Below are 12,322 nucleotides of genomic sequence, written 5' to 3'. Positions count from 1 at the left end.
CGACCGGACTTCCTTGTGACATGCGCCACTTGAGGGGCTGTTCGAGGCAACCCCTTGCCTCGAACAGCCATCTGACAGGTGGCGAATGGGTTGATACGAGGGAAACAGCCTGCAGTGAGGGGGGGAAACGCGACCGTGGCGCAGCCTGATGTCACCGTGATCCGGCTGGACGCCGAGGACCGGCTGGACCGCGAGGCCCCGCGGCGGCCGGCGGCCACGGCCGACCGGGCCCGCCCCCCGCTGACCCCGTCCGGGAGACCCGCCGCCGGAACCGAAGGCCCCGGCGGCGAAGGTCCCGGCGGCGGCGTGGGACAGCCCTTACCCCTGACCGCCCCGGGCCCCGGTGTCGGCCCCGGCTCCGGTGTCCGCCCCGGCCCCGGCTCCCGAGTGGGCGTCGGGGTTCTGGCGCGGGGAGGGGAGCAGGGCCTCCTGGGGGATGGGGGACATGCGCGACCTGTGGTGCAGAGCGGCCGTGGACAGGGCGCGCAGGGCCGCGTTGCAGCGCTCCTGGGCCGTCGGCTCGTCGGGGCCCAGCAGCCTCAGCTTCAACTCCGCTCGGGCGCCCACCAGGTCGTCCTTCTCCGGGTGCCGGACCGACTCCAGCAGGGCCGGTACCCCGCCCGCGTCCGGCGTCAGGACGGTCGCCGCGGCCACCGTCGGGAACTCCGCCCGGAACGCCTCCTCGGACAGCCCGCCGGTGTTCGCCACCGCGTACGGCTTGCCGCTGGCCAGGAAGTCGCTGATGACGCTCGACACATCGCTGATCAGCAGGTCGGAGACGTTGAAGCAGGCGTAGAGGGCGGGCCGTACGCCGGTGACGATCTGGTGCTCCCCCTCCGGCAGCGACGCCCAGTACGCCTCTTCCCAGGCCGCCGTGGCGGCGCTCACGGCCTCGGCCCGGCCCGGCGGCGGGGCGGACTGCGCCAGCATCCGCTCGACCTGGTCGGCGTCCGGACGGACCCCGGCCGCGGTGAGCCGGTCCAGCTCCGCGGTGAGCCGGTCCAGCTCCGCGCCGGAACGCGTGGGCCGGGCGACCTCCGCGGACCGCTCCCGGTTCGCCGCCCGGATCAGCTCCCGGATGCGCTGGTCGGCGGCGCCCGCCCGCGGATCCACCGAGCCGGTCAGCGGGTGCGGCTTGTACAGCAGCCGTACGGCCGGGTCCGCGAGCAGCGCCCGGACGAGGTTCTCCCCGGCCGCGAGCACCGAGGTGTTGCCCGGGTTGCCGTCCCAGCCCTCCCAGGTCGGCGCGTACAGCACCGTGGTGTACGGACCGGTCGGCGGGCCCGCGTACGGGAGCACGGCGCCCAGCTGGGGACGGCCGATCTCCACCACGTCCTTGTCCTCGACCCCCACCTCGGCCCGCGCGTACCGCTCACGCGCCTCGGGACCGGCCACCCACACCTCGTCGTAGGCCTTCGCGTACGGGTTGCAGGACGACAGCTTGTCGCTCTCGCCGTGGTTGACGAAGGCGTGCTTGATCGTGGGGATGCGCAGCACCTGCGAGGTCTTGCCGGAGTTCGACGGGTGGATGAGGACCCGCAGCGAGGAGTGCTCGAGCCGCATCAGGGTGGCCACCTTCGGCAGGCACACCACCGGGATGTCGGTCGCCGCGAGCTTCGTCACCATGAACCGCTCACGCAGGATGATCACCGGTCGGCCCTCGAGCCTGCTCATCGTCTCCAGCCACATGTTCGCCTGGTAGGCGGAGGAGGCCCCGCCGGAGAAGTACAGGCCGACCGTGGGCCGGTAGTCGTCCAGCCAGGCGTCGAACCAGTCGAGCACCTCCTGTTCGCCCGCCGGCCGCCGGGAGGGCAGCAGGCGCAGCAGCAGAGCGCCCAGGCCCACCGCCGCGAGCACCAGCGACACCGCGATCCCGGCCGCCGCGGGCAGGGGGCCCCGGGTCACCACCGTCGCGGCCAGGCCGACCGTCACGGGCAGGCCGAGGAGCAGCAGCCGGCGGCCGGGCTGGCGCAGCAGCGTGGACGGGGCGCGGGTCAGGCGCAGGGCCGAGGCGTCGATGTTCCGGGTCACCACGGGCAGCGTGCGGGTGCGGCGGACCAGCACGGAGACCGCCTGGATCGCGCAGTGCAGCGCGTAGAAGGCGAGCAGGCCGGAGACCAGCCACGCGTACTGTGACCCCTGACCCTGCTCGGCGAGCTGCAGCAGGCCCACCACCAGCAGCAGGTCCCGCAGCACATGGCGGACGGTGAGGTCCGCGTGCGCCTTGGCGAGCATCGACAGCATGCCGGGCTGCCACCGGTACAGGGCACCCTCGACCGCCAGGGACGCGGCGGTCGCGCCGAGCAGCAGCGGGGCGCTCGGGAGGAGGGCGCCGACGGCCTGCGCCCCGGTGGCCACCAGGAGAGCGGTGGCGACGAGCGCCTTCAGCGCGGCTTGTCGTTGAGGAAGCCCTGCCGTGAACCATCGGTGGGGGAGAGGTACGTGCACTGCGGACACTCCAAAGTCGTCACACGAGGACGTCTGGAGATTAACGTGCACCGACCTTCGGACGACACTGGCGTGTCCGCCTGCCGTTCCGGCCGTGAACTGTTATGTCCCGTTACCGCTCCCGTCGGTCGGGGGAAATGCGGGCGTACCCCTCCAACAGGCCATGGTGACCTGGATGCTGATCTCATTTCGGTCCGAGCGGTGAGTGTGGGGCAGGGGCGGAGCCGTCGGGCCGCAGCCCGGCGGAGGCGCTGGGTGGGACCCGCCGCCGATCACCGGCCGGCTCGGACCGTGGGTGATGAGTGAACACGGGCGGGCAGCCGAGGCCTTCTTCGGCCGCTGATGTCCGCCCCCTATGAGTGGGCGGGCCGAGTGGAATCGATGTCATGAGTGCGGCCTCGACGTGAGGTCATCACCCGATGTCGATCTGTGTCAGGACCGGCTGATTGGTCAGGGTTGGCGGTTTTCGGCTTCGGCTCCCTTTCTGATGCGATGTGTTGTCGTAACTCCCCGACTCCCAGGGGATTCAGGTGTCTTTTCATTGTGCGTTCAGTAGATCTTCAGCAGCCGACTCGAGTATGTTCATTCACGAAGTTGCGCTGGGATGAGGGGGGTTGCCCGGCATCAGCAGAACGGGACGCTGCTGTACACGTTTCTTCGGCGTAGGCCGGACCTGGTCGGCGGCTGCGGAGTGGTGCCCTCGGTGTGCCGCCCTCATGCGATGAACAATTCGGGTGGTCGACTCGCCAGGGGTTTTTCAGCGTCTCTCCTCATCTTCTCTTCTCCGACAACAGAAGGATGAGCTTTGAGAATTCGTGCGTTTGCGATCACGGCTGCCGTCATCGGTGCGACTCTTTTAGGTACGGGTGCGCCGACTGCCGTGGCAGAGGACGGGGAAAAGATCTGGCCGATCGGGGCCGACGGTGACGGAGGGGTCGTGACCCCGGCTGTCGTGGACGGTGAGATCGCGGCATCGGTCGACGGCATAGCCGCCATCCTGTACGACAACGATGATGCGGGCACCGGCCGGGGTAATCTGCTCTGCACCGGCTCGATCATCGCCGAACGGTGGATCCTCACCGCGAAGCACTGCTTCGCGGAAACGCACGTGGGGCAGGACGCCTCCAAGATTCAGGTCCGCGTCAAGAGCAAGACGTACAACGACGGCGGCGGCGTGATCCAGGTGGACGACATCAAGTGGCGCACCAACCACGACATCGCGCTCCTTCACCTCACCCGCAACGCCAATTCGGAGCATGTGCGCCTGGCGGGCGCCAGCCCCGTCGAGGGCTCCACCAACTACATCTTCGGCTGGGGTACGAGGAACGGGCCCAGCGGTTCCCCGTCCAAGGAACTCAGGCGAGCGACGGTCAAGGTGGCCGACATCGACGACACGGACGGGTACGGCGTAGGACGAGGTATCCGCAGCACGAAGGGAAATGGAATCGCGTGCTCCGGTGACTCCGGCGGTCCGCAGTTCAAGCTCGTCGACGGCCTGCGTTACCAGGTCGGCGTGACCTCTGCGGTGCTCGTCAGCAACGGCTCCTGCGGCAGCCCGATGTGGGCCGCGACCGTCCCCACCAGTCTCGACTGGATCAAGGGCGTCACCGGCATCTAGTCATGATCATGACGGCTCGTCGGTCCTCCGGCGGGCCGTCATGGATGCTCGCGCCGGTGGTTCGGAGGAGCACCGGACCGGCTCGCCGCGCCGAGGGCCGGGAGGCCGTGTCACGGAGACTCCGGCGGCCCGCTGTCCAGGCCGCGTGATGCGGGAATTCCGGCAGTTCTCGTGCAGCCGACGCCTGCTGGAGACCGCAGCGAACGTGAGAACACCCTTTTATCGTCATGGAAAAGTGAGGTTTGCCGTCATTTCCGCCTCGGTACACGTACTGAAACGCACCACCCTGGCAGCCGTACTCGCCGGCGCCTTTCTCCTGCCCTCCGTTCCGGCCACGGCGGCCCAGCAGGCCGCACCCATCACCACGGGCGCGGTGTTCAACAACCCCAAGGGCTCGACTGCGCAGCAGGACGCGGTGAAGAACCACATCATCACCGCGATGAACAACACGCAGAGCGGCCGGATGATCCGATCCGCGCTGTATGCGCTGAGAGACCAGGATTACTCCGACGCCCTCATTTCCGCTCACCGGCGCGGCGTCACCGTGCGGGTGGTTCTGGACGCCAAGTTCGCGTCGTCCGCGGCCACTCAGAGCCTGATCGCGGCGCTGGGCACCGACAGGTCCCGGGACTCCTGGGTGCACGTCTGCACGGCGGGAGGCGCCTGCATCGCGACGGGGCGCAGCAGCATGATCAACCACAACAAGTTCTTCACCTTCTCGCGCATCGGAAACGCGGGGGAGGCAGAGGACGTGGTGATCCAGACCTCCGCGAACCAGACCTCTCTCAACACGGAGAAGTACTGGAACAACGCCTACACGGTCGTCGGGAACACCGCTCTCTACACCGCCTACCGCAATTACTTCGACGACCTGGCTGCGATGAGGAAGAACGAGGACTACTTCACCAGCGGAAAGGTGGGCACCGAGAAGTACTACTTCTTCCCGCAGAAGACCGGGGACATCGTGGTGGACGTCCTCGACAATCTCTCGTGCGCCGCGGGCGGCACGGTACGGGTGGCGGCGTTGGCCCTGCACCGGGACGCGGTCGCGCAGAAGCTCAGGTCGATGGCCGACCAGGGCTGCTCCGTGCGCATCGTCTACAACGAGAGCAACGACGTCGGCAAACTCTCCGGGCACAGGAACATCGCGCTGCGTCGGCTGAGTACCGCCGACGGATACCTCGTTCACTCCAAGTACGTGCTGATGGAGGGTGACTACGCCGGACACCGGGACACGAAATGGACCTTCACCGGATCGCACAACCTGGACGAGTCGTCGCTGCGCGACAACGACGAGGCCATGCTCAGGCTGGAGGGGACGGGGCCGCACGAGGCGTACCGTCAGAACTTCGAGAGCATGTTCGCGGTCGCGGTCCCCGCGGGGTGACGCACCGGTCGAGGAGCCGGAGACGACCCGCGGCGCGGTTCACAGCGTGGAACGGTGGCGCGCCGCACCGTTCCCGTCCCGTAGATTTCTGGTGGGCGATCGATCGACGTGAACCGGTGATCGACGCGAATCCGATGTGAGGGGACGGGCGGCGAAGGTGGCACGGGCAAGGCAGGCCGTGGGCGAGGCCCGCAGGATCGTCGTCAAGGTCGGATCCTCCTCGCTGACCACCGCGGCGGGAGGCCTGGACGCCGACCGGGTCGACGCCCTCGTCGACGTGCTCGCCAAGGTGCGGTCCGGCGGCGAGCGCGAACTCGTCCTGGTCTCCTCCGGCGCCATCGCCGCCGGCCTCGCCCCGCTGGGCCTCACCCGGCGCCCCCGGGACCTCGCCCGCCAGCAGGCCGCCGCCAGCGTCGGCCAGGGCCTGCTGGTGGCCCGCTACACGGCCTCCTTCGCCCGCTACGGCGTCCGCGTCGGCCAGGTGCTGCTGACCTCCGACGACATGAGCCGCCGCGCCCACCACCGCAACGCCTCCCGCACCCTCGACAAGCTGTTCACGATGGGCGCCTTCCCGGTCGTCAACGAGAACGACACCGTCGCCACCGACGAGATCCGCTTCGGCGACAACGACCGCCTCGCCGCCCTCGTCGCCCACCTGGTCCACGCCGATCTGCTCGTCCTGCTGTCCGACGTGGACGGCGTGTACGACGGCGACCCCGCGCGGCCCGGCACCTCGCGGATCGCCGAGGTGCGGGGTCCCGAGGACCTCGCCCACGTCGACATCGGCAGCGCGGGGAAGGCCGGGGTCGGCACCGGCGGCATGGTCACCAAGGTCGAGGCCGCCCGGATCGCCGCCGCCGCGGGCGTCCCGGTCGTGCTGACCAGCGCCGTCCACGCGGGCGAGGCCCTCGCCGGCGCGGACACCGGAACGTACTTCCACCCCACCGGCCGGCGCTCCGCCGACCGGCTGCTCTGGCTCCAGCACGCGTCCACCCCGCAGGGCGCGCTCACCCTCGACGACGGCGCGGTGCGCGCGGTCGTCGAGCGCCGCAAGTCACTGCTGCCGGCCGGGATCGCGGGCGTCGAGGGAGAGTTCAGCGCGGGCGACCCGGTCGAGCTGCGGGACCGCCGGGGGCGGCCGGTGGCGCGCGGCCTGGTCAACTTCGACGCCAAGGAGATCCCCCGGCTGATCGGCCGTTCCACCCACGATCTCGCCCGCGATCTCGGGCCCGGGTACGAGCGCGAGGTCGTACACAGGGACGATCTGGTGGTTCTGCACCCGTAATGTCCGGGATCGTCCGCCCCGCGCGGTGGACGTTCCGCAAAACCGCCCCATGACGCCCGGCGGCCTGCTCAACTTTCCTCCAGGGACACATCCGCCCGGCCCCGAGGGCCGGCCTGTGCGTGAAGGAGACCGTCGTGAGACGAGTACGCCCTGGGACGACGGCGTCCCGCGGTGGCGCCGGCTCCCGGGCGGCCGGCGAGGAGCGCGCCCTGACCAGCGTCACGGCCGGGGACCGGTTCCAGGGCGGCGAGCACCGGGACCTCCCCCGCCTGTGGCACGTCACCCTCAGCGTCTCCGGCAGCCGGGCCCCGGTCACCGAGGTCCGCCGCGCCCTGGAGCAGCTCGCCCACGACCACCCCTTCCTGCTGACCAGCAGGTACGCCGACGACCACGCGGAGATCCGCTACTGGGAGGAGGCCCGGGACCTGCACGACGCGGCCGCGGTGGCGCTGCGGCTGTGGGGCGAGCACCGGCAGACCGCGGGCCTGCCGCCCTGGGAGATCGTCGGCCTGGAGGTCATCGACCGGACCACCTACCACCAGCGCATCGCCGCGGGCCACGGCCCGGCCCCGGCGACCCCGGTGGGGGTGCACCCGTTCTGAGAACGGGAGGGCCGTCCCGGTTCTCTCCGGCCGCATTATCCTTCCCCCCATGACGACGCTTTCGCCTTATGACTCGATGTCCCCGGTCAACCAGGCCGCCTACCGGGCCAAGGGCGCCGCCGCCACCCTTGCGCCGCTGCCGCGTGCCGCCAAGGACGAGGCACTGCTCGCCGTCGCCGACGCGTTGGAGGTCCGGGCGAGCGAGATCGTCGAGGCCAACGCCCAGGACGTGGCCAAGGCGCGCGAGGCGGGCATCGGCGAGGGAATGATCGACCGGCTCACCCTCACCCCGGAGCGGGTGCGCGCGATCGCCTCCGACGTACGGGACGTGGCGGCGCTGCCCGACCCGGTCGGCGAGGTCGTCCGCGGCTCCGCCCTGCCCAACGGCATCGACCTGCGACAGGTCCGGGTGCCGCTCGGCGTCGTCGGGATCGTCTACGAGGGCCGCCCCAACGTCACGGTCGACGCCGCCGCCCTGTGCCTGAAGTCCGGCAACGCGGTCCTGCTGCGCGGCTCGTCCTCCGCGTACCGGTCGAACACCGCGCTGGTGCGGGTGCTGCGCGACGCGGTGGGCGGCGCCGGGCTGCCCGCCGACGCGGTGCAGCTGGTGCCCGGCGAGAGCCGGGACAGCGTGCGCGAGCTGATGCGCGCCCGCGGCCTGGTCGACGTGCTCATCCCGCGCGGCGGCGCCTCCCTGATCAACACGATCGTCCAGGAGTCGATCGTCCCGGTCATCGAGACCGGCACCGGCAACTGCCACGTCTACGTCGACGCCCGCGCCGACATCGACACCGCCGTGGAGATCCTGGTCAACTCCAAGGCCCAGCGGGTCGGCGTCTGCAACGCCGCCGAGACCCTCCTGGTCCACCAGGACATCGCCCCCGTGTTCCTGCCGCGCGCCCTGGACGCCCTGGCGGACGCCGGGGTCACCGTGCACGCCGACGAGCGGGTGATGGAGTACGCCGAGGACTCCAAGGCGACCGTGGTGGAGGCCACCACGGAGGACTGGGAGACCGAGTACCTCTCCCACGACATCGCCGTGGCGGTCGTCGACTCCCTGGACCGGGCCGTGGAGCACATCCGGCTGTGGAGCTCCGGCCACACCGAGGCCATCGTCACCACCTCGCAGCAGGCCGCCCGGCGGTTCACCCAGTTGGTGGATTCCACCACCGTCGCCGTCAACGCCTCCACCCGGTTCACCGACGGAGGTCAGTTCGGCTTCGGCGCGGAGATCGGCATCTCCACGCAGAAGCTGCACGCCAGGGGGCCGATGGGCCTGCCGGAGCTGACCAGCACCAAGTACATCGTGACCGGTGACGGGCACGTCCGTCGCTGAACCACGGCCGCTCGGGCAGGCGGACGAATCTCCGTACCGTCTGCCCAAATTGACCCCCCAGGTCTACTCTGGAGATGTGCCGGAGGACGTGGGGGGCATGCCGTTCCCTGACGGCGGGGAGCCCGACGACGACCACGACCGCGGAGTGTCGGACGACGCGTTCGACTCCGTGGTCTTCGACGAGGCGTTCATCGGTGCGGCCGTGGTCCACGAGCCGACCGCCGTCGAACGCCTCCTGGCGGCCGCCCGGGCCAGGGCCGAGGCGTCCGAGGCCGAGGCCCGCCGCACCCACCCGAAGAGCGAGCGGTACGACGACGAGTACGGCGGGTACGGCAGGTACGGCGGACACCGCCGCCACCGCCGCGGTGACGCCTTCGACGACGTGGATGACGTCTCCGACGATCCCGATGCGCCGGAGGACGGGTACGGCTCCCCGGGGCCGTACGGCAGGCAGATCCGCTGGCACCGCCCGGTCGCCTGGATCCTCGCCCTCGTGATGGGCATCGGGATGGTCGCGCTCGCCTTCTCGGCCGTCTACCGGGGGGCCTCCTCCCCGCGTCAGGACCCGGCCCCGACACCCGCCTCGACCGGCCCGGAGCAGGGCGGCGGCGTGACGCCGTCCGCCTCCGCCGACTTCTCCCGGCCGACCGTCCCGGTGATCCCGCCCGGCCCCTGACGGCGGGGGCCGGACCTGGTGAGAACCTGTCACAACTTGTCGTGCGGCAGGGCGTTTACGGGGGCTCCCCGCGACCTACTCTGAAGATATGGCAGGGCCAGCGGACCCCCCTGGAGGGACTCCTGAGGGTGCCTCCTCGGGCGGCGAGGACGAGTACCGCTCCGTCGTCTTCGACGAGTCCTTCGTCCGTGCTGCCCGCCTCCAGGAGTTCTCCGCCGAGGAGCGCATCACCGACCACGCCCCCGCGGTCCGCCGCCGTCCGCGCCGCCGCCGGGGCCTGTCCCGGCAGGTGCTGGTACTCGTGGTCCTGATCGCCCTGGCCTTCGGCACCGCGATCTACATGGGCGTACAGCACCCCTACCGGGCGGCCACCGCGGGGGAGGCGGTCGAACCCCTGCGCATGACCCTGCTCCCGCTCGAACCCGAGGGCAGGGTGCCCGGCACCACCGACGTCGAACGGCTGTACGCCAGGAGTCCGGCGGCGCAGTTCCGCGTCGGCGCCGAGGGGGTGCCGCTCCCGGCGTCCCGGCGCACCGCGCACTTCTCGGACGGGCAGGTCGTGGCCGCGCTGCTCACGGCGAAGGACTACGTCATCCGGTCCGCGCTCGACCCCGCGGTGCTCACCGGCGGGGAGACCCGCTCGGTACGCGTCCTGCTCGACACCGACCAGCAGGAGCAGTTCGACCAGAGCCTCGCCCGGCCGGCCGCCGACGGGCGGCACGCGCCCACCGGATGGCTCGTCCGCTTCGACCCCTCCCGCGCGGAGCTGGCCGACCGCAGGATCCGGGTCCGGGGCACCCTGCAGGCCACCGAGGCCGACCCCGCCACCCTCGAGGTCACCGCGGACCACACCTCCGTGTACGCGCTGCGGCCGGCCGGTGCGGAGAAGGGCGCGGAGGCGTCGCTGTTCACGGTCCGGCGCGAGCTGCGCTTCCGCTTCGACCGCGAGGACCTGCGCCTGCACCAGGCGCAGCTCGCCGTCTCGTACGTCCAGGCCGGCCCGCTGTCCTGCGCCGAGGACTCGGCAGGCCGGCTGCGCCCCCTGCTGGCGGGCGCCACGGCCGAGGAGGGCGGCCCGGCCGGCACCGACCCCTACGCCGCGGGCGACGCCGCGGCCCTGTGCGGCTCGCTGGCGGCGGGGGCGCAGCCCAGGCTGTGACGCGCACCCCCGGTCCGGTGGCCGCGTGGCCGCCCCCGCCGCGGTCCCAGTGCCTCAGACGCGGCTCACGTGCCGTCGTGCGGCGGGCGGTCGTCCCCGGAACCGGAGTCCGGGCCGGATCCCGGCGAGGGCTTCGACCCGGAGGACCCCGACGAGCCCGACGACGTGAAGCCGCCGAAGCCGCGGCGGACCCGGTCGCCCAGATCACCGGCGCCGCCCGCGATGTCGCTGACCAGCTTCATCAGCGGATCCTTGGAGTTCCTCACGTCACCGGCGTAGCTGCTCGCCGACTCGCGCCAGGAGTCCCGCACCGAGGCGTCCTTGTCCTCGTCGCGGCGCGGGTAGTGGCCGTCCATGAGCCGCTGGTAGTCGCGGGACTCCGCCCACTTCTTCAGCTCGGCCGCCCGCACGGTGGTGAACGGGTGGGAGCGGGGCAGCACGTTGAGGATCTTCAGCACGGAGTCGCGCAGATCGCCCCCGGCGTCGTACTCCTCGGCCTGCTCCAGGAACGCGTCGACGTTCATCTGGTGCAGATGGTTGCCACCGGCGATCTTCATCAGGCCGCGCATCGAGGCCTGGAGGTCTTGGCCGACCAGCAGCCCCGCACGGTCCGCGGACAGCTCCGACTTGCGGAACCACTCGCGCAGCGCCGTCACGATCGCCATGATCGCGACACTGCCCAGCGGGATCCAGGCCACCCGCACCGCGAGGGAGGTCAGGAACAGCAGGATGGTCCGGTACACCGAGTGCCCGGACAGCGCGTGCCCGACCTCGTGCCCGATGACGGCCCGCATCTCCTCCTCGTCGAGCAGCTCGACCAGTCCCGTGGTGACCACGATGATCGGCTCGTCCAGGCCGATGCACATCGCGTTCGGCGTCGGGTCCTGGTTCACGTACATCGGCGGGACCTTCTCCAGGTCCAGGATGTAGCAGGCGTCCCGCAGCATGACGTTGAGATGGGCGAACTGCCGGTCCGAGACGCGCACCGAGTCGGACAGGAAGAGCAGCCGCAGACTGCGCTCGGGCAGCAGGCCGCTCAGTGCCTTGAAGACCGTGTCGAAACCGGTCAGCTTGCGCAGCGCCACCAGGGCGGAGCGGTCGGCGGGGTGTTCGTACGCACGCGAGGAGATTCCGGGGAAGCGCCTGCGCTGCCTGCTCGGCACGTTCTCGTGCCCGTTGTGCTGATGGCCGTCGGACATGTGTCCCCCATGTGCGTCTGTGTGACCTTCGCGGTCCCCTTGGCGGTCCCTTGCCGGTCCTCCGTGCGGTCCCTGCTTCGCCCGCTGCCCGCCCCGGGGCGAGGCCCAGCCTAGGCGGAGACGGTGTGGACCGGCAGACCGGATGCGAGCCGTGCGGCTCCCCGAGAAGGACGGCCCGGGCGGCGGGATGGTTGCCTGCCGGGGCGCCCGTAGGGGTGCCCGCCGGGGGAGGGCCCGGCAGGCGACCGGGGAGTAGCCGGGAAGCGGCCGGGAAGGCGGCCGGGCCCGCAACGGCGGAGTCGGGGTGATCGTCGAGAAGGTGCCCGCTTACGATGAGCCGAAGTCTTTATCCCGCCCACACGCGATAGGTACTGTCGAAGATGAGCTTCCCCAGCGCCGCTGTCCAGTTGGTCACCCTCGCCGCCGAGGGCGGAGCGAACACTGGCAACCACGAGAGCCTCAACCCCTACTTCGTCGGTGGCTGTGTCCTGGCCTCCCTGCTGGTCCTGCTGTGGATCACCACCCGATTCAACCGCGACCGCTAGAACCCCCGGCATGAGCCACCGGACCGGCCTCGGGCCGTCCGGGGCCGGCCGGAGGGCACACCTGGCC

Annotated in this window: 10 protein-coding genes; 8 read left to right on the top strand and 2 right to left on the bottom strand. The window is 71.1% G+C overall.

From position 1 onward, the window contains the following. Positions 1-318: 318 nt before the first annotated feature. Positions 319-2,457: a hypothetical protein gene (locus tag ACWEQO_RS14910; RefSeq protein WP_452982904.1), complete on the bottom strand. Its 2,139-nt coding sequence runs from the start codon at positions 2,455-2,457 to the stop codon at positions 319-321. A gap of 928 nt (positions 2,458-3,385) precedes the next feature. Between ACWEQO_RS14910 and ACWEQO_RS14905 the strand changes: the two genes are divergently transcribed. The 7 genes from ACWEQO_RS14905 (at position 3,386) to ACWEQO_RS14875 (ending at position 10,511) form a co-directional block, all read left to right on the top strand. After that, complete coding sequence (locus ACWEQO_RS14905; protein ID WP_452982901.1) at positions 3,386-4,066, top strand: S1 family peptidase; 681 nt, start codon at positions 3,386-3,388, stop codon at positions 4,064-4,066. 235 nt (positions 4,067-4,301) lie between these two features. Further along, the gene (locus ACWEQO_RS14900; RefSeq protein ID WP_361456026.1) at positions 4,302-5,453 is read left to right on the top strand and encodes a phospholipase D-like domain-containing protein; all 1,152 of its coding nucleotides are present in this window, start codon (positions 4,302-4,304) and stop codon (positions 5,451-5,453) included. A 178-nt stretch (positions 5,454-5,631) separates the two neighbouring features. After that, positions 5,632-6,738 (top strand): glutamate 5-kinase, encoded by a 1,107-nt coding sequence (gene proB / locus ACWEQO_RS14895; protein ID WP_361456152.1) that lies wholly within the window; start codon positions 5,632-5,634, stop codon positions 6,736-6,738. 134 nt (positions 6,739-6,872) lie between these two features. Beyond that, positions 6,873-7,340, top strand: a complete 468-nt coding sequence (locus ACWEQO_RS14890) for a hypothetical protein (RefSeq protein WP_361456023.1) — start codon at positions 6,873-6,875, stop codon at positions 7,338-7,340. A gap of 49 nt (positions 7,341-7,389) precedes the next feature. Further along, a complete protein-coding gene (locus ACWEQO_RS14885) occupies positions 7,390-8,676 on the top strand; it encodes a glutamate-5-semialdehyde dehydrogenase (RefSeq protein WP_361456020.1) in 1,287 nt (428 codons plus the stop codon). Between the two features lie 76 nt (positions 8,677-8,752). Beyond that, positions 8,753-9,352: an SCO2584 family spore wall biosynthesis protein gene (locus ACWEQO_RS14880; protein WP_452982896.1), complete on the top strand. Its 600-nt coding sequence runs from the start codon at positions 8,753-8,755 to the stop codon at positions 9,350-9,352. 88 nt (positions 9,353-9,440) lie between these two features. After that, complete coding sequence (locus ACWEQO_RS14875; protein ID WP_452982893.1) at positions 9,441-10,511, top strand: SCO2583 family membrane protein; 1,071 nt, start codon at positions 9,441-9,443, stop codon at positions 10,509-10,511. A gap of 65 nt (positions 10,512-10,576) precedes the next feature. Here ACWEQO_RS14875 and ACWEQO_RS14870 read toward each other — a convergent pair whose 3' ends face one another. Then, positions 10,577-11,710, bottom strand: coding sequence for a M48 family metallopeptidase (locus tag ACWEQO_RS14870; protein ID WP_361456011.1), 1,134 nt, complete (start codon positions 11,708-11,710; stop codon positions 10,577-10,579). A 380-nt stretch (positions 11,711-12,090) separates the two neighbouring features. Here ACWEQO_RS14870 and ACWEQO_RS14865 point away from each other — a divergent pair, with 380 nt between their 5' ends. Then, on the top strand, positions 12,091-12,255 hold the full coding sequence (locus ACWEQO_RS14865; protein ID WP_361456008.1) for a hypothetical protein: 165 nt from the start codon (positions 12,091-12,093) through the stop codon (positions 12,253-12,255). Positions 12,256-12,322 lie beyond the last annotated feature (67 nt).

The sequence above is a fragment of the Streptomyces sp. NPDC004051 genome (assembly GCF_053604275.1).
Note: the sequence above shows the minus strand (reverse complement) of the source record. Positions and strands in the feature narration are given on the sequence as shown.